We start from the raw sequence: 17,079 nt of genomic DNA, 5'->3' as shown, positions 1-17,079 counted from the left end.
AAACATCATGAAGACAATAAAGACATTCATAATTATAATTTTCATGCTATGGTTAACCACATCGTGTGAAACCAGAATTCCGGAAGTAGATACGATACCACCAACATTTTCGTTTGAACTAAGAGGAGATGGTTTTAATCAAATATTCACGCAAGATGATGATTTTTCCAGAATGCAATTAAATTTAAAATCTAATACGGAATATCGTTTTATCTATTCTGGAGCAGATCAAGGAGGTGTTGCTCTGATTCGGTGGCAATTAGGAGGAGAAGATCAAATTGATTTTACACGACCAGAATTCCCATTTGATTCATGGATAATTAGAGATATTCCTCCTATAAGTAGAATGATAGAATGGAGTGGAGATCGATCAAATCCGAGAACAGGAGGAATTTTAACTGGTATTTTTAGAACAGGAGATGTTCCAGATAATACTGGTAATTCAGGGACATGGCGCTTTTTCGTAAGGGATTTTGGAGGTCAGTCTGGAACTCCAAATAGCATTAGAGGGAATCTCAACATATTAATTGGTGATTCTGTAACGGAATTGATTGAATTTTAGTAACTTACATATTCCACAATTTCCAGGCCATAACCAATCATACCCACACGTTTGGTTTGCTCAGTGTTGGATATCAATTTTAGTTTATGAATATTCAAATCATGAAGAATTTGAGCACCAATTCCGAAGTCTTTAGAATCCATTTCTATACGAGGCGCTTTTACTATTTCACCCTCAATTTGAGATGTTTTTAGAATACTAAGGCGCTTCAGTAGATTCATAGATTGTGATTGCTGATTAATAAAAACGATAGCACCTTTACCTTCAGTGTTGATAACTTTAAACATGTCGTCTAATTTCTCGTCAGCATTATTAGTTAATGTTCCAAGAATATCATTGTTAACCAAAGTTGCATTCACACGAGTAAGGACTGGTTCATTTCGAGACCAAGTACCTTTTGATAGTGCTATATGTATTTGATTGTTAGTAGTTTGCTGGTATGCTCTTAAGCGAAAACTTCCAAATCGAGTTTCAATATTAAAATCTTCCTTTTTCTCTATTAAAGAGTCATGTTCCATTCTGTAGGCTACAAGATCTTCAATAGAAATGAGCTTTAAATCAAACTTCTTGGCCACATCCATTAGCTGAGGTAATCTTGCCATCGTTCCGTCTTCATTTAAAATTTCAACGAGTATTCCTGCAGGATTAAATCCAGCAAGTCTAGCTAGATCAACAGCAGCTTCAGTATGACCAGTGCGTCTTAATACACCTCCGTTTTTGGCTTTAAGAGGGAAAATATGACCAGGACGACCTAAATCCTGAGGCTTTGTGTCTTTTTCTACCAATGCTTTGATTGTCTTAGCTCTGTCATGAACTGAAATTCCGGTAGTGCAACCATGACCAATTAAATCCACAGAAACTGTAAATTGTGTATGATGTAAAACCGTGTTGTTTTGAACCATCATAGTTAAATCCAACTCTTCGCAACGATCTTCGGTTAATGGAGCGCAAATTAAACCACGACCATTAGTAGCCATGAAATTAATCATTTCTGGTGTTACTGCTTCAGCTGCAGCAATAAAATCACCTTCATTCTCTCTGTTTTCGTCATCAACAACAATAATGATTTTACCATTTTTGATGTCTTCTATGGCTTCAGAAATGGTATTGAGTTTTATTTTTGCTGAATTATTTGTGTTTGACATTGTTGTGAGCATAACGATAAATTAGAGTTGCAAAGATATGGCTTATTTTTTCTATGCTGAAAAGTCTTCAGCTATTTTATTGTGCCTTTTAAAATAGACAACAGGATAAATGAACAATCCTAAAACACTCCATAAAAGATGAGACTCTGGCTTTTGATTTATACTGGTATAAATGGTTTTAAAACGAATATTTGAAACTATCAAATAGACTAAAAATAAAAACAATGAAATCACTGATAATTCTAAAGCAGCATTTTCAGCAGCTGGTAAATTATTGTTTTTAAAGACAAAGTATAAAATACATAAAGTGATACACATGATATAAAACATGTAAGCAAACCTAGCGTATGATTTGTAATCTTTAAATATAAGGTTTGATTTTTCATTTGTTAGTAGGTCTAACTTACCATTAGAATCACTGGTAATTTGGTCGTTAGTTTTAGTCGTTTTTAAATCCTCATTTATTTTTTTCTTTTGAAAAAAGTAAAAAACAAAGTATAGAGGCAACCCAAAAAGAATAAATATTAAAGCATTTGAGATGTTGTTTTTGCCTAGTTGTTTATTAAGGTTAGAACTATCCATAAACGACTTAATAAGAGCAAATAAATAAAAAACACCTACAATAATGCCACAAATGAATAATGCTTGTCCAACTGAAGGAAAACCGTTATTTTTTAAAATAGCTCCTGGTAACGTTAATAATAATGTGATTGCATAAAGAAAGAAAGCTAATTTAGAGTTCTCTTCATATAGATATTTTAAACGTAGAGACTCTTCGTAGGAGTAGTCGGTTAAATTACCTGAAAATTTTAGTTGCTGTTGTGTTATTCCTCTGGATTCAAGTATGTTTAGCGAAGAGTTTTTATACTCAATACCATAATTATACTGTCTGTAATGTTTTACAACATCAATTAATTGATTGTTATCATAGTTTTTGAGATTTTGATAGTCTTCAGAATTAATATCTAATAGTTTTGAGCTGAAAGCCAGAGTTTTACTCTTAATCCCAAATAGTTTTTTAAGCGGGTCAAGTAAGCCTTCAGAATCAAATAACTGTCTGTCTTTAGTAGCTCTTCGGGTAAGATAAATACTTAAAGGAAACATAATTAAAGTCGATAGCCAAGTAGCTAAAACAGGATCTAAGGTACCATCTAATGAGCTGTTTTTGGCAAAAATACCAATAAAATGATATGTTAAAAACAATAAGATAGCAATCACTAAAGGTAAGCCAATACCTCCTTTACGAATTAAAGCCCCTAAAGGTGCTCCAACAAAAAATAAAATAATACAAGCTATGCCCAAAATGAATTTTTCATGAAGAGAAATCACATGCTTGCTTAACCATTTAGTAGATCCAGCAGTGTTTTTCTTATTAGCGTATATAATTTGACTTGTACTTGACGCTGTATTTGCAGCGAGATTAAGCAATTTTATTTTAGTTTTATTTTGAAACAAACTGAAAATATCACCATTAAAAGTGGAATCTTTTTTTGTAGTGATATTTTGATTCAGAGTTTCAAAAGCGGTACGTGTATATAAGGTTTGAGAAAATGTTTTTAATTGATCTGATTGTTTTTGATACAAGCTGTCAATCGTGTAACTAAGACTACTCGCGTCAAGCATATTGTAACGGTTATCATAACTTTTATCGTCTATATCTACATCATTTAATCCTTCTAAATCAACATTGATGGTGTATTCTTCAAAGTAGCTTTTTGCATAAGGTTTCTTAGCACGTTGTTTAGGATCTTTATTAAATATTTCTTCATAATAATGTCCGTCAAACAAGACCAATTGAAGAATATTTGAGTTTGGATTACTCTTTAGTTCTCCAGAGTCTGATATGATGACTGTCGTATTTCCTGTACGACGAATGCCTTTTTTATGGATGACTACTGTTTTTAGAAATTGTCCTTTATCACCACTTTTTTCTTCCACTTTAATATTGTAATCGCCAATATCATTAAATTGTCCTTCGGCTATAGCCATAGCAGGTTGAACTTTGGCAATGTTTTTTCTTAAGTTGTAGAAATTGTAATTCGCTAAAGTGATAACCTTATTTGAAAAAACAAAAGTAGATAAGCCTAATAACACAATAAAAACACTTAGGCTTCTCATAGCACGTTGAAGTGAAATACCAGTCGACTTCATGGCAGCAAACTCATAATTTTCGGCAAATTGACCGAAAACCATAATAGAAGCTAACAGTACTGTTAGTGGTAAAATTAGAGGAATTAGAGTAGGAGTAACGTATAATAAGAATTTTAAAATAACTCCAATGGCTAAGTCTTTTCCAGCTAATTCTGTGATGTACAGCCAGATAGATTGTAAAACAAAAATGAGCATGAGTATTATAAACACGCTCAAAAAAGTTTTTAAGTAGGTCGTGAGTATGTACCTATCTAGTATTTTCATGTATGGTTAATGGCCTAGTCGAGCTTATTTATGTAATAGTCTCCATATTTACTTTTGTCAAATGTAAATAAGGTTTTTGAAATCGGCTCATTCGTTTTAAAAGAATTAACAGTTAAGGTTGTTTTTGTGCCGTTTTTACCAATTTCAATCAGGTTGTAGATGTGTTTTGTATTGGCATCAATGCCTAATAGTACTTGTTTTATTTCAGAGTTGGTGTCTATTGGGTTTAATTTTACATATTGTATTTTTCTGCCTTTTACATTTTGAACAATATCCATTTCATAAGTATATCCGTCTTTGTAAAAGGACAACATTTTACTTGGAGTTATTGTAGATTCTTCTTCTATATTATCTGTAGATATAGTCACTTCCTCATCCTCAGGGCTAATTGTATAAAGTGTTTTTCCATCATAAATTCTAGTGATACCAAGAATGTTTAAGACATATTTATCTCCTTCCATAACAACATCTCCTCGTGTTTCTTGGTTAATGTTTTCGCTTGTGTTTTGAAGCACATATTTGAAATCTATAAATATATTCTCATAAGATTTGGTTTTATTATAAACGTCATTAAGTAAGGTTTCAGCATCTTGAGCAAACCCAATTGAACTCATTAAAACGGCTATTACAATTATAATCTGTTTCATTTTAAAATTAAGTGTTAATTATATTTTTGAATTACGATTCATTTTCTAATAATTGATCTAGAGCTACTAAATCTGGAACTAATACTTGTCTGGCTTTACTACCTTCAAAACCTCCAACAATACCTGCGGCTTCAAGTTGGTCAATTAAACGTCCAGCCCTGTTGTATCCAAGCTTTAGCTTTCTTTGTAAAAGAGAGGCAGAACCTTGTTGCGCAGTTACAATAATTTCGGCAGCTTCTCTAAACAGTTTATCTCTGTCCTCGATATTATTATCAAGACTTGTGCCACTTTCTTCACCAACGTATTCAGGTAATTGATAAGCTTCAGGATATGCTTTTTGAGAACCGATAAAATCAGTTATTTTTTCAACTTCAGGAGTGTCTACAAATGCACATTGAATTCGGATAATATCATTTCCCTGTGTGTATAACATGTCTCCTCGACCAATGAGCTGATCCGCTCCAGAGCCATCTAAAATGGTTCTAGAATCTATTTTTGAAGTTACTCTAAAAGCAATTCTTGCCGGGAAATTAGCTTTTATAATACCAGTTATAACATTTACTGACGGACGTTGCGTTGCAATAATAAGGTGAATACCAATAGCACGAGCTAACTGAGCCAAACGAGCAATAGGAGTTTCAACTTCCTTACCAGCAGTCATGATTAAATCTGCAAACTCATCGACCACCAAAACAATGTAAGGTAAAAAATGATGACCATCATTAGGGTTTAATTTGCGTGCTTTAAATTTGGTATTGTATTCTTTTATGTTACGACATAAAGCGTTTTTAAGCATCTCGTAACGGTTATCCATTTCAATACACAAAGAGTTTAATGTATTAATTACTTTAGTGTTATCTGTTATTATGGCATCTTCACTATCTGGAAGTTTCGCCAAATAATGACGCTCAATTTTATTAAAAAGTGTTAATTCTACTTTTTTAGGATCGACCAGAACAAATTTTACTTCTGCTGGATGTTTTTTATAAAGTAATGACGTTAGTACAGCATTTAGTCCTACAGATTTTCCTTGACCTGTTGCTCCAGCCATTAACAAGTGAGGCATTTTGGCTAAATCAACAACCATGGTTTCGTTGCTAATGGTCTTACCAAAAGCAATAGGAAGCTCCATGTCAGATTTTTGAAATTTTTGCGAAGCAATTACTGAGCGCATCGATACAATTGTCGAATTTTTATTCGGAACTTCAATACCAATGGTTCCTTTGCCAGGAATTGGAGCAATAATACGAATACCTAATGCTGAGAGCGATAAGGCAATATCATCTTCTAAGTTTTTAATTTTTGAAATTCGAACGCCTGCTTCAGGAACAATTTCATAGAGCGTCACTGTCGGACCAATAGTCGCTTTAATACTTGCAATTCCTATTTTGTAGTTATTTAAAGTTTCTACAATTCGGTTTTTATTTTCTTCAAGTTCTTCCTGATTTATCGTAATGCCTTCAGTATCATATTTTTTTAATAAGTCTAAAGGCGGAAATTCAAATTTGCTAAGATCTAAGGTTGGATCAAATTGTCCGAAATCTTCAACCAATTTATTAGAAAGATTATCCGTTTCAGAAACTTCTTCTTCAAAAGTTTTAATTTCAATATTTAATTCAGATTCTTCTTCAGGATCTTGTTTTGTGATTTCTACTTTTGGTGTCTCGCTTTTGGGTTCAGGTTTTTGAGGTTTTTCAGTTGTTGGTTCTGGTGTCTCAATGTTTAAGTCGAAAGCAGATTTGATATCTTCAGCTTCCGCAGACAAATCATTATCTAAAGGTACACTAACATTTTCATCTTGTTTTCTAGCCGAATTAATTTCCTCTTTTAATTCTTTGTTTGCATTTTTAAATAAAGCAGCAATAGATTCACCAGTAACTTTAAAACGAATGGCTAAATATACAATTAGGACAAAAACGAGTAAGAGTACAGTTCCTATTTTTCCCATGTAATCTTGAAAGAAACTATTCATTTCAAAGCCTATAGTTCCACCAAGCGAATCGTATTTGTGAGCAAAAAAACCAAAGAAAACAGACAACCAGATAGCAATGAGTGTGCCCCAAATCCAATGTCTTCGTAACTTAGATTTATTGATGTCTAAGGTGATATACACTCCGGAAAGAAAAACCAATCCAGAAAAGATAAAAGAAGAAATACCAAATGCTTGATTAATGAATAAATCACTTACCCAAGCACCAAGTTTATTAAGCCAGTTCTTAGCTTCAACATCTCTCGAGCTTAACTCTGTAAGTGTGCTTTGATCGGCTTGTCCTGTAAAGAAAAATGATAAGAACGCTATAAATAAAAGGATGCCAAGAATTATCAATAAACTACCAAAAATCAATTTTTGCTGATTTGATAATTTAAAACTTGGTTTTTTTATTTTAGGCGTTGTTTTAGCTTTGCTTTTAGTCTTGGTTTTTTTCTTCGCCATTAAAGGGTTCTTAGTGTAAAACAAAAATACAAATTACTAACGTTTATCCTAACGTAAAAAGTATTTAAGGTTATTAGATATTAACGGACTTATAAACCTTGAAAAAATTTGGGAATATAAATAATTAAAGCAGCAATAGTTGCTGAAACAGCAGCAATAAATACTGCTCCTGCTGCTATATCTTTAATTCGGCCAATGCTATCATGCTTATCAGGATGAATGAAATCTGAAATATATTCGACAGCAGTGTTCATGCCTTCTAAACTTAGAACTAAACCAATACATACAATTTGTATCAGCCATTCTGTTTTAGAAATGTCAAAATAAAAACCAGCAATAGTTACAGCAACAGCAATACCTAATTGAATTTTTATGTTTGATTCTGTTTTTACAAGATATGTTAAACCTTTAAAAGCGTAACCTATGCTTTTTAATCGACTTGTTAAAAAAGAATCTTTTTTCTGCGTCATGTAAATAACTCTACAGATACGTTTTTTGACTAATTAGTTTAAGGCCTTTAATGCAGCTTTGTAATTCGGTTCGTCCTTAATTTCAGCTACTTGCTCAGTATGTAAAATATGGCCATTGGTGTCTATAACGACAACACATCGTGAATGTAAAGTCTCTAAAGGGCCATTTTTAATGGTTAGACCATATGTTTTTCCAAAATCACCAGTTTTATAATCGGATAAGCTTATGACATTTTCTAATCCTTCTGCACCACAGAAACGAGCCATTGCAAATGGTAAATCTTTAGAAATACAAAGTACTTTAGTATTTTCCAATTCGCTGGCTTCTTTGTTAAATGTTCTTACTGATTGAGCGCAAGTACCAGTATCAATACTTGGAAATATATTTAAAACTAATCTACTTTCATTAAAATCGTTTAATGATTTATCTGATAAGTCTGTTGTTGTAAGTCTGAAATCTGGAGCAGTAGTTCCAGTTGATGGTAAGTTTCCGATAGTTTCGATAGCATTTCCGCCTAATGTTATTTTTGCCATGGTTTTGTGTTTTTTTTTATGAATGCTAAATTTAAGCATAAATATAAAGTCTGACTGCTAAATAAAATATAATATTTCGGAACTTATTTACAATAATGGCAACACTCCAACATGAGATACTAAAAACTCAGATGTTATCGTAATACAGCTCCTAGTTGTTTTTCAAAATTAGTTTGAAGCTTGTTCATGATCTTATCAATTTGCTTATCTGTAAGTGTTTTCTTTTCATCTTGAATGGTAAAGCTCACCGCATAACTCTTTTTTCCTTTTGGAAGGTTCTTGCCTTGATACACGTCAAATAAATCGACATCTTTTAATAGCTGCTTTTCAGTTTGCATTGCAATTTTATCAATATCTTCAAACGTGACTTGTTCATCTAACAATAAAGCAAAATCACGACGTACTTCAGGATATTTTGGAATATCCTGAAACTTAATATCATTATGTTTTGCCATGTTAACAATATTGTCCCAGTTAAATTCTGCAAACAATACCTCTTGAGAAATACCAAAATGTTTTAAAATCTTCTTGTTAATGATGCCAAAATCAACCAATTTAGTTTTTCCGAGAGATAAACTAATTCCTTCACTAAACACATCATTTTTAAGAGGAGATACTTTGTGTTTAGATAATCCTAAGCGTTCTAATACACTATTAATAACTCCTTTCAAATAAAAGAAATCACTTTTTTGTACTGGAGAGTTCCATCGTAAAGTCGTCTTGTTTCCCGTTAAGAAAATCGATAAACGTTTGTATTCTTCACGATTGCCATCGTAGTTGTGATAGGTTTTTCCAAATTCATATAACTTTAGGTCGTCGCGTTTTCTATTAATATTATAGCTTACAGATTCCAGTCCAGAAAACAATAAACTTTGACGCATCACACTTAAATCGTTACTTAGAGGATTGAGCATTTCTACATTGTGTTCTTCTTTTAATTGCTCACTTAACTTTATATAATTTGGTGTCGTTAATGAATTTGAAAGCATTTCGAAAAACCCTTGAGAAGCCAATTGATTACCTATGATATTCTGAAGCTTGTAATCTTCAAATTTGGAGGTGTTAGAGATAGAGGCATTTAGCTTTTCAGTTGTTCGAATGTTGTTATAGCCATAGACGCGCAAAACTTCCTCAATAACATCAGCTTCACGTTGTACATCATTTCTGTATGCTGGAACGGTAAGCCCTAATCCGGTTTCGGTAACATTATTGACTTTAATATCTAAAGAGGTAAGGATGCTTTTAATGGTTTCTTTTGGAATTTCTTCACCAATTAATTTTTTGGCATTTTCAAAACTTAATCTGACTTGAAAGTCCTGAATTTTCTTAGGATAAAAATCCATTAAATCACTTGTAATATCTCCTCCAGCAATCTCTTGAATTAACAAGGCAGCGCGTTTTAAAGCATATTCTGTAATATTAGGATCGATACCTCTTTCAAATCTAAAAGATGCATCTGTATTCATGGCGTGACGCTTCGCAGTTTTCCGGATACTTACCGGATTAAAATAAGCACTTTCTAAAAAAACACTTGTTGTGTTTTCGGTAACACCAGAATGAGCTCCGCCAAAAACACCAGCAATACACATGGGTTTTTCAGCATCACAAATCATTAGATCTTCTTCGTGTAACTCACGCTCTACATCGTCAAGCGTTGTGAATTTTGTGCCTTTAGGTAGTGTTTTAACAACGACTTTGTTTCCTGTAATTTTAGCTGCATCAAAGGCATGTAAAGGTTGACCTAATTCATGTAGCACATAATTTGTAACATCTACAATAGTATTCTTTGGTAATATACCAATCGCTTTTAATCGATTTTGTAACCACAAAGGCGATGCTTCAACTTTAAGTCCAGAAATAGTTACTCCGCAATAACGAGGTGCTAAGGTTTTATCCTTCACATCAATATCTATTTTTAGCGTTCGGTTTTCTACATGAAACGAGCTAACAGATGGAGTAATTAATTCAGTTTTGATTTCTTTTTGAAGTAAACCTGCTTTTAAATCACGGGCAACACCAAAATGGCTCATGGCATCTGCGCGATTGGGAGTTAAACCAATTTCAAATACCCAGTCATTTTCAACTTCAAATAATTTAGCTGCTTCTGTGCCGACTTTTGTATCAGGATCTAGAACCATAATTCCATCGTGAGAAGCACCTAAGCCTAATTCGTCCTCAGCGCAAATCATTCCGTGGCTTTCTTCACCTCTTATTTTTCCTTTTTTGATGGTCCAGGCTTCGCCTTCAGTAGTATATAGTGTGGTTCCAATAGTAGCCACAGGAACTTTTTGTCCTTTAGCAACATTTGGTGCTCCACAAACAATTTGTAACGGAGTATTATCACCAATATTCACAGTAGTGATTTTTAAACGATCTGCATTAGGATGTTGTTCGCAAGTGAGTACTTCGCCAACGACAATGCCTTGTAATCCGCCTTTAACCGATTGAAATGACTCGATGCCTTCAATCTCTAAACCTAAATCTGTAAGAAGTTCACCAGTTTGCTCTGCTGGCCAGTTTATCTTCAAAAACTGCTGTAACCAATTATAAGAAATCTTCATTTGTGTACTTTAATCAAGCCACAAAGATAATAATACTATGTAGTTATAATAATCGATAATTGTCTTTTCTTTGTAAGAATTATAAATTTGTATAAACTATAGGTTCAATAATCTCCACATTATGAAATATTTCCTTACATCGTTTCTTGTTCTTATTTTGTTTTTGTCTTGTGATAAGGAAAAAAGTAGTGATTTAAAGCTTGGTGTGTGGCGAGCAGAATTACAAGTTGCTCCAAAGGTGGCATTGCCTTTTATTTTTGAAATAACATCTCATCAATCCTTGAAGATTTTTAACGCTGAAGAAGTGATTTTAGTAAATGATATAAAGATTTCAAATGATACCATAGTGATTAAAACACCTGTTTTCGAAGGGTATATAGAAGCCGTTATAGCTGAAGAAAGCTTAAAGGGACGTTTTGTTAAAGAGGGCTTAGATCGTGTGGTTCCGTTTTCTGCAAAATATGGAACTGAAAAACGTTTTAGTGCTGAAACTAATTCTGCCAAACAAAACGTTGCTGGACATTGGGAAGTTGTTTTTAGTCCAGATGTTGCAGCAGATAAATATTTGGCTAAAGGAATTTTTAAACAAGAAGGAATAAAGGTGACAGGAACGTTCTTAACCACCACTGGAGATTATAGATATTTGGAAGGCATCATGGACGGAAATACCATGAAGTTATCTGCTTTTGATGGCGCTCATGCTTTTTTATTTATTGCAAAAGTTGAAGGAGATACTATGGAAGGGATGTTTTATTCTGGAAACCACTGGAAAGAACCATTTATAGGAAAACGTAATGAGACTTATGAATTGCCTGATGCTAATAACCTTACATTTTTAAAAGAGGGCTATGAGGTTTTAGAATTTGCTTTTCCAGATGCTGAAGGAGATATAGTGTCGTTATCTGACGACCGATTTAAAAATAAAGTGGTGGTCGTTCAGGTTATGGGAACCTGGTGTCCTAACTGCTTAGATGAAAGCAAATACTATTCAGAGTTTTATAATACAAACGGAAATAAAGATGTCGAATTTGTTGCATTGGCTTTTGAATACGCAAAAACAAAGGAAAAAGCCTTTCAGAGTATCAACCGTTTAAAAGACGATATTGGTATTAGCTACCCGATTCTACTGGCACAATATGGAACTTCAGATAAAATTAAAGCACAAGAGAAATTACCAATGTTAAATCATGTGCTGTCGTATCCAACTTCAATCTTTATTGATAAACAGGGTAAGGTACGTAAGATTCACACAGGTTTTAACGGACCAGCAACTGGTGAAAAATATATAGAATTTAAGAATGAGTTTACTAATTTTGTTAATGAATTAGCAATCGAATAGTGTAATTAAACACTTCTTAAAACAACGTTAATTAACAGTCTATCAGTGCTTTTTAACGAAATGCTAACAACTGCGATTTGTAATCCTGTCTAACTTGTAGTCAGTAATCAAATCAATCAATTATCAAACAAACAGTTATGTTTTAAAGCTCAGTCGCAAGATTGGGCTTTTTTTATAAGGTTATTTAATACGATGACCTTGCGTTACAAAAGATAAACCTTGTTGTCCCATAGTAGAATTCATAATGCCTTCGAATAAGGGTTGAGGGCAATTTTTTGGAGTTTTCCATTCAAAAATAAAGTTAGAACCTGTACCTCCTGATATATCTTTTTCGTCAATAATAATCTCAGTGGTTTCTAATGGAGCAAGATAAATGGTTTCATTAAAGTAACTTCTTACAGTTTTACCATGTGTGTCAAAATATTCAGCCTTTAAGAGAAAAATAGTGTCTTTAATGCTGGTGTTTCTTAAGCTTACCATTGCAGTAAGATTATGTGTTTTGTGTTCAGATTGACTGTAAATCTGAGAATAAATAGAAAGGTAGGTTTTTCCTGAAACTAAACTGTCATTTTTGCTAATGTTAATAGCTCGTTTTGTCCAGTTTTCAGGATTCACAGAGCTTATTTCTTGAGTTGAGTTTTCACAATTAAAAACTAATGTCATTGATAGTGCAATTAATACAAAATGTGATTTCATAATTGATTTCATAAGTTTATCCGTGAATACTTTCCGATGTGCCATAACTTTTTATGAGTTCGCCTTCAAATTCAATAAGTTCTTTCCAACGTTGATCCACGTCAATGCTTTTGCCATACTTCCTTGCAAATGTAATGAAAGTCGTATAATGACCAGCTTCGCTAACCATCAAATCATAATAAAATTTTGATAGTTCAGGATCTTTGATGCGTTGAGATAGTAGTTTAAAACGTTCACAACTCCTCGCTTCAATCATTGCTGAAAACAGTAGCCTGTCGACCATGCTTTGTAGGTGGTTTCCGCCTTTATTCATAAATTTATACAGCTCATTTACGTAGCTGTCTTTTTGTTCTCTGCCTAATTTGTAACCACGTGCTTTAATGATATTATGAACCATTTGAAAGTGCTCAAGCTCTTCTTTTGCCAGTTCCAGTAAATCGGTCACTAAGTCTTCGTATTGTGGGTTGTGAGTGATGATGGTTATCGCATTAGTTGCTGCTTTTTGCTCACACCACGCATGATCTGTGAGGATTTCTTCAATATTTTCCTCGGCAATTGTAGCCCAACGAGGATCAGTTTCAAGTTTTAAATGGAGCATGCTCATAGGTTTCGCTTTTTGTAAATATAATTATATAATTCTAAGAAATATAGTTCCAAATGTTCTTGTATTTACTGAGTTGTCTGTAGGTTCGTAAAATTACTTTATTTTCAGTAGAACCTAATGAAGGGTCGCTGTTTAAAATACGTTTGGCATAAAAACGAGCGCTTTGTAATATGTCTTTATCTTTTATAATGTTGGCAATTTTAAGGTTTAAAATGCCGCTTTGCTGAGTGCCCATAAGATCTCCTGGACCACGAAGTCTTAAATCGACTTCTGCAATTTCAAATCCATCACTGGTTCTTGTCATGGTTTCTAGTCTGACTTTACTATCTTGACTAAGTTTGTGTCCAGTCATCAATATACAGAAACTTTGTTCTGCACCACGACCAACTCGACCTCTAAGCTGGTGTAGTTGTGATAATCCGAAGCGTTCTGCACTTTCGATAACCATAACTGAGGCATTTGGAACATTGACACCAACTTCAATAACAGTAGTGGCAACCATGATTTGAGTTTCACCTTTCACAAAGCGTTGCATTTCATAATCTTTGTCTGCAGGTTTCATTTTGCCATGTACTATGGAAATTTGATATTTTGGTTGCGGAAAATCTCTAACTATACTTTCATAGCCATCCATTAAATCTTTATAGTCTAATTTTTCACTTTCTTGTATCAATGGATAGACGATATAGATTTGTCTGCCTTTATCAATTTCATCACGAATAAAACGCAATACTTTAAGTCGGTTTTTATCATACCTATGAACTGTTTTTATGGCTTGTCTTCCTGGTGGCAATTCGTCAATTACTGAGATGTCTAAATCACCATAAACAGACATGGCTAAAGTTCTGGGAATTGGTGTTGCAGTCATCACTAAAATATGTGGAGGAGAGGTGTTTTTTTTCCATAATTTGGAACGTTGAGCAACTCCAAATCGATGCTGTTCATCAATAATTGCAAGTCCTAAATTCTTAAATTTCACCTTATCTTCGAGCAGTGCATGCGTACCAATTAGGATGTTTAATTCTCCATTTTCAAGTGATTCGTGAATTTTTCTTCTCTCTAAAGTAGTGCTTGAGCCTGTTAATAGTGAAATACTGATATTCAATTTATTAGATAACTCAAGTAATCCTTGATAGTGTTGAACTGACAAAATTTCAGTCGGAGCCATTAGACAGGCTTGAAAATCGTTGTCAAGTGCCATGAGCATTGACATGAAGGCAACTATTGTTTTTCCAGAACCAACATCGCCTTGTAATAATCGATTCATTTGTGCATTGCTTCCTAAATCTTGTCTAATTTCTTTTAAAACACGTTTTTGAGCGTTGGTTAAATCGAAGGGTAAATGGTTTTTATAAAAGGTGTTAAAGTATTGTCCGACCGACTCAAATGGAAACCCTTTTATTTTTGATTTATGAATTAAATTTTTTAAAATTAATTGCAATTGGATGTAGAATAATTCTTCAAATTTTAATCTAAATTCAGAGCGAGCTAACAGGTCCTGGTTTTTTGGAAAATGAATATTGAAAAGTGCTTCGCTTTTTGATAATAATTTGAGTTCAGAAATTAAATTATCAGACAATGTTTCTTCAAAGCGTCCTTTAGTTTCTATAAATAAACTTTGCATTATTTTGGTCATTACACGATTTGTAATGCCTTTATTTGATAGTTTTTCTGTAGAAGGATAGATAGACTGCATAGATGAGCGTAGGTTTTGTTGGTACTCACTCAGTAATTCTAAATCTGGGTGTGGCATGCTAAAAACACCGTTAAACCAGTTTGCTTTTCCAAAAATCACATAAGGTATATTTTTTTTTATACTATCTCTGATCCATTTTTGTCCTCTAAACCATACCAATTCCATGCGTCCTGTGTCATCCTCAAAAGTGCCTACAAGTCGCTTGCCGCGTTTTTGGCTAATTTCTTTAAATCCAATAATTTTTCCTATAATTTGAACTTCGGCACTGTTTCTTCTTAAGTCGCTTATTTTGTGATATTTGGTTCTGTCTAGATAGCGATTAGGAAACAGGTTGATTAAGTCTTGGTAGGTGTGAATGCCTAATTCGCTTCGTAGTAATTCTGCGCGATTAGGTCCAACGCCTTTAAGATAATCGATAGGAGTTTGAAGATTGGTACTCATATAGCGAATTTACATAATTCCTTTGAATAGTTATCTTTTAGAAAATAGATTTTCATATTATTATAGTTTAGATAAAATTGTATTTTGGTGGTATGGTAAAATTGAAAATATATAAATGAAAGCATTGGTTATATCAGGAGGAGGAAGTAAAGGGGCTTTTGCTGGAGGTGTTGCGGAATATTTGATTAAAGATTTGGGTCGTAATTACGATTTGTTTTTAGGAACATCAACTGGGAGCTTATTGGTGCCACATTTGGCAGCTAATAATGTTAATAAGCTGTACGGTATTTTTACGAATGTACAGCAGAACGATATCTTTAGTGTGAGTCCGTTTATTCAGCGTCAAAAAGGTGATCGTGAATATGTATCAATTGATTTTGTGAACTCCTTGTGGCAATTTGTGAGAATGAAACGCACCTTTGGAGAAAGTAAGTCGTTGAGACGAAATATTAAAAGAAATCTGACAAGAGAGGAGTTTGATAAAATAAGAGCGACAAAAGAAGATGTGGTTGTTACGGTTTCAAACTTGTCTATGAATCGTGTAGAGTATAAGTCGATTAACGAATTTAGTTATGAAGAGTTTTGTAACTGGATATGGATTTCGTGTAATTACATTCCGTTCATGTCGTTGGCTAAAGTTGATGGATATGAATATGCAGATGGAGGTTTGGGTTGTGTGATTCCTATAAGGGAAGCGATTCAAAGAGGCGCAACGGAAGTTGATGCTATTGTATTAGAGTCGGAAAACATGAGTAAGCAAAAGGTATTAGGTAAAAATCCGTTTTCTTTAATGTTGAGTTTGTTTGGACATCTTTTAGATCAGGTTGAAAAAAATGATATTATGATTGGTAAGCTTGCGGCTAAAAACAGAGGTGTGAAGCTTAATATGTATTATACGCCAACGAGTCTTACTGAAAACTCTCTGATTTTTAGTAAACGTTTAATGACCAAATGGTGGTCTCAAGGTTATGAATACGCTAAAAACAAGCATGAAGATCAAGTTTTAGAATGATGTTTTACCAGATTTCTGAAACTTCTTCTTTTATAAATGATAAAGCTGCATCACTTGGAGATCGCTTGTCCATCATATCACTTAAAATAACTTCTCTAAGTTTGTCAGCAGAATCTACTTTGTCTGATAATGTTGCTTTTCTAATCATTTGAATGGTTGCATTTTTTGCGGTCGTAGTGATGCTCCAGCATTTGTCTGTAACGTAGATTTGTTGGGCTAAATTATGATCAAATTCCTGTTCAATGTTTGCTATAAGTAAAGACTCATAATCTTCTTTATTTGAAGATGTTGGTTTGACTCTTAGTAATATTTTTGAAGGCTTAATTCTTTCTAAAAAAAGCGACATACGTTCGTAGGCTTGAAGCCGCATTGGTAAGGTGTTTTTTTGGAGGTCTTTTTGTATTAAAAAATTTCTGCGGTTGTTTTCATTTTCTACGTGTTCTCTAAAAAATAAAAAAGCAATTCCTCCAGTAATTAATGCAGGAATGCAGTATAATAACAAACCTAAGATATCTAATTCCAT

General features: G+C 33.5%; 14 protein-coding genes. 3 read left to right on the top strand and 11 right to left on the bottom strand.

The window, feature by feature from the left end:
* Positions 1–7: 7 nt before the first annotated feature.
* Entirely contained in the window at positions 8–562 is a 555-nt protein-coding gene (locus ACRHNM_RS11755; RefSeq protein WP_431136795.1) for a hypothetical protein, read from the top strand.
* On the opposite strand, the gene ribB is transcribed toward ACRHNM_RS11755, so the two are convergent.
* From ribB to pheT, 7 genes are all read right to left on the bottom strand, one after another.
* A complete protein-coding gene (gene ribB / locus ACRHNM_RS11750; RefSeq protein WP_431136794.1) occupies positions 559–1,719 on the bottom strand; it encodes a 3,4-dihydroxy-2-butanone-4-phosphate synthase in 1,161 nt (386 codons plus the stop codon). The two genes, ACRHNM_RS11755 and ribB, sit on opposite strands and share 4 nt — an antisense overlap.
* A 39-nt stretch (positions 1,720–1,758) precedes the next feature.
* Positions 1,759–4,122, bottom strand: coding sequence for an LptF/LptG family permease (locus tag ACRHNM_RS11745; protein ID WP_431136792.1), 2,364 nt, complete (start codon positions 4,120–4,122; stop codon positions 1,759–1,761).
* 14 nt (positions 4,123–4,136) lie between these two features.
* Positions 4,137–4,769, bottom strand: coding sequence for a LolA family protein (locus ACRHNM_RS11740; protein ID WP_431136790.1), 633 nt, complete (start codon positions 4,767–4,769; stop codon positions 4,137–4,139).
* 31 nt (positions 4,770–4,800) lie between these two features.
* On the bottom strand, positions 4,801–7,203 hold the full coding sequence (locus tag ACRHNM_RS11735; RefSeq protein WP_431136788.1) for a DNA translocase FtsK 4TM domain-containing protein: 2,403 nt from the start codon (positions 7,201–7,203) through the stop codon (positions 4,801–4,803).
* An 89-nt stretch (positions 7,204–7,292) separates the two neighbouring features.
* Complete coding sequence (locus ACRHNM_RS11730; protein ID WP_431136786.1) at positions 7,293–7,673, bottom strand: diacylglycerol kinase; 381 nt, start codon at positions 7,671–7,673, stop codon at positions 7,293–7,295.
* 33 nt (positions 7,674–7,706) lie between these two features.
* The gene (tpx, locus tag ACRHNM_RS11725; RefSeq protein ID WP_431136784.1) at positions 7,707–8,207 is read right to left on the bottom strand and encodes a thiol peroxidase; all 501 of its coding nucleotides are present in this window, start codon (positions 8,205–8,207) and stop codon (positions 7,707–7,709) included.
* A gap of 134 nt (positions 8,208–8,341) precedes the next feature.
* Positions 8,342–10,768 (bottom strand): phenylalanine--tRNA ligase subunit beta, encoded by a 2,427-nt coding sequence (gene pheT, locus ACRHNM_RS11720; protein ID WP_431136782.1) that lies wholly within the window; start codon positions 10,766–10,768, stop codon positions 8,342–8,344.
* 121 nt (positions 10,769–10,889) lie between these two features.
* Between pheT and ACRHNM_RS11715 the strand changes: the two genes are divergently transcribed.
* The gene (locus ACRHNM_RS11715; RefSeq protein WP_431136780.1) at positions 10,890–12,107 is read left to right on the top strand and encodes a peroxiredoxin family protein; all 1,218 of its coding nucleotides are present in this window, start codon (positions 10,890–10,892) and stop codon (positions 12,105–12,107) included.
* 180 nt (positions 12,108–12,287) lie between these two features.
* Here ACRHNM_RS11715 and ACRHNM_RS11710 read toward each other — a convergent pair whose 3' ends face one another.
* The 3 genes from ACRHNM_RS11710 to recG are packed head-to-tail and all read right to left on the bottom strand — an operon-like array spanning position 12,288 to position 15,544.
* Entirely contained in the window at positions 12,288–12,803 is a 516-nt protein-coding gene (locus tag ACRHNM_RS11710) for a DUF3124 domain-containing protein (RefSeq protein ID WP_431136779.1), read from the bottom strand.
* Between the two features lie 16 nt (positions 12,804–12,819).
* Positions 12,820–13,401 carry a tRNA-(ms[2]io[6]A)-hydroxylase gene (locus ACRHNM_RS11705; protein WP_431136932.1) on the bottom strand — a complete coding sequence of 194 codons (582 nt, stop codon included), beginning with the start codon at positions 13,399–13,401 and terminating at the stop codon, positions 12,820–12,822.
* A 40-nt stretch (positions 13,402–13,441) separates the two neighbouring features.
* Positions 13,442–15,544, bottom strand: a complete 2,103-nt coding sequence (recG, locus tag ACRHNM_RS11700) for an ATP-dependent DNA helicase RecG (protein ID WP_431136778.1) — start codon at positions 15,542–15,544, stop codon at positions 13,442–13,444.
* 115 nt (positions 15,545–15,659) lie between these two features.
* Between recG and ACRHNM_RS11695 the strand changes: the two genes are divergently transcribed.
* On the top strand, positions 15,660–16,556 hold the full coding sequence (locus ACRHNM_RS11695; RefSeq protein ID WP_431136776.1) for a patatin-like phospholipase family protein: 897 nt from the start codon (positions 15,660–15,662) through the stop codon (positions 16,554–16,556).
* Between the two features lie 4 nt (positions 16,557–16,560).
* Here the strand turns inward: ACRHNM_RS11695 and ACRHNM_RS11690 are convergent, their stop codons facing one another.
* Positions 16,561–17,079, bottom strand: coding sequence for a hypothetical protein (locus ACRHNM_RS11690; protein WP_431136774.1), 519 nt, complete (start codon positions 17,077–17,079; stop codon positions 16,561–16,563).

The organism is Psychroserpens mesophilus (assembly GCF_050617655.1).
Taxonomy (GTDB): domain Bacteria; phylum Bacteroidota; class Bacteroidia; order Flavobacteriales; family Flavobacteriaceae; genus Psychroserpens; species Psychroserpens mesophilus_A.
Note: the sequence above shows the minus strand (reverse complement) of the source record. Positions and strands in the feature narration are given on the sequence as shown.

Excerpts from the sequence above, each read along its gene's own strand:
- recG (WP_431136778.1), bottom strand. The coding sequence starts at position 15,544 with ATGAGTACCAATCTTCAAACTCCTATCGATTATCTTAAAGGCGTTGGA.
- ACRHNM_RS11730 (WP_431136786.1), bottom strand. The coding sequence starts at position 7,673 with ATGACGCAGAAAAAAGATTCTTTTTTAACAAGTCGATTAAAAAGCATA.
- tpx (WP_431136784.1), bottom strand. The coding sequence starts at position 8,207 with ATGGCAAAAATAACATTAGGCGGAAATGCTATCGAAACTATCGGAAAC.
- ribB (WP_431136794.1), bottom strand. The coding sequence starts at position 1,719 with ATGCTCACAACAATGTCAAACACAAATAATTCAGCAAAAATAAAACTC.
- ACRHNM_RS11710 (WP_431136779.1), bottom strand. The coding sequence starts at position 12,803 with ATGAAATCACATTTTGTATTAATTGCACTATCAATGACATTAGTTTTT.
- ACRHNM_RS11740 (WP_431136790.1), bottom strand. The coding sequence starts at position 4,769 with ATGAAACAGATTATAATTGTAATAGCCGTTTTAATGAGTTCAATTGGG.
- ACRHNM_RS11755 (WP_431136795.1), top strand. The coding sequence starts at position 8 with ATGAAGACAATAAAGACATTCATAATTATAATTTTCATGCTATGGTTA.
- ACRHNM_RS11705 (WP_431136932.1), bottom strand. The coding sequence starts at position 13,401 with ATGCTCCATTTAAAACTTGAAACTGATCCTCGTTGGGCTACAATTGCC.
- pheT (WP_431136782.1), bottom strand. The coding sequence starts at position 10,768 with ATGAAGATTTCTTATAATTGGTTACAGCAGTTTTTGAAGATAAACTGG.
- ACRHNM_RS11735 (WP_431136788.1), bottom strand. The coding sequence starts at position 7,203 with ATGGCGAAGAAAAAAACCAAGACTAAAAGCAAAGCTAAAACAACGCCT.
- ACRHNM_RS11695 (WP_431136776.1), top strand. The coding sequence starts at position 15,660 with ATGAAAGCATTGGTTATATCAGGAGGAGGAAGTAAAGGGGCTTTTGCT.
- ACRHNM_RS11690 (WP_431136774.1), bottom strand. The coding sequence starts at position 17,079 with ATGGAATTAGATATCTTAGGTTTGTTATTATACTGCATTCCTGCATTA.
- ACRHNM_RS11745 (WP_431136792.1), bottom strand. The coding sequence starts at position 4,122 with ATGAAAATACTAGATAGGTACATACTCACGACCTACTTAAAAACTTTT.
- ACRHNM_RS11715 (WP_431136780.1), top strand. The coding sequence starts at position 10,890 with ATGAAATATTTCCTTACATCGTTTCTTGTTCTTATTTTGTTTTTGTCT.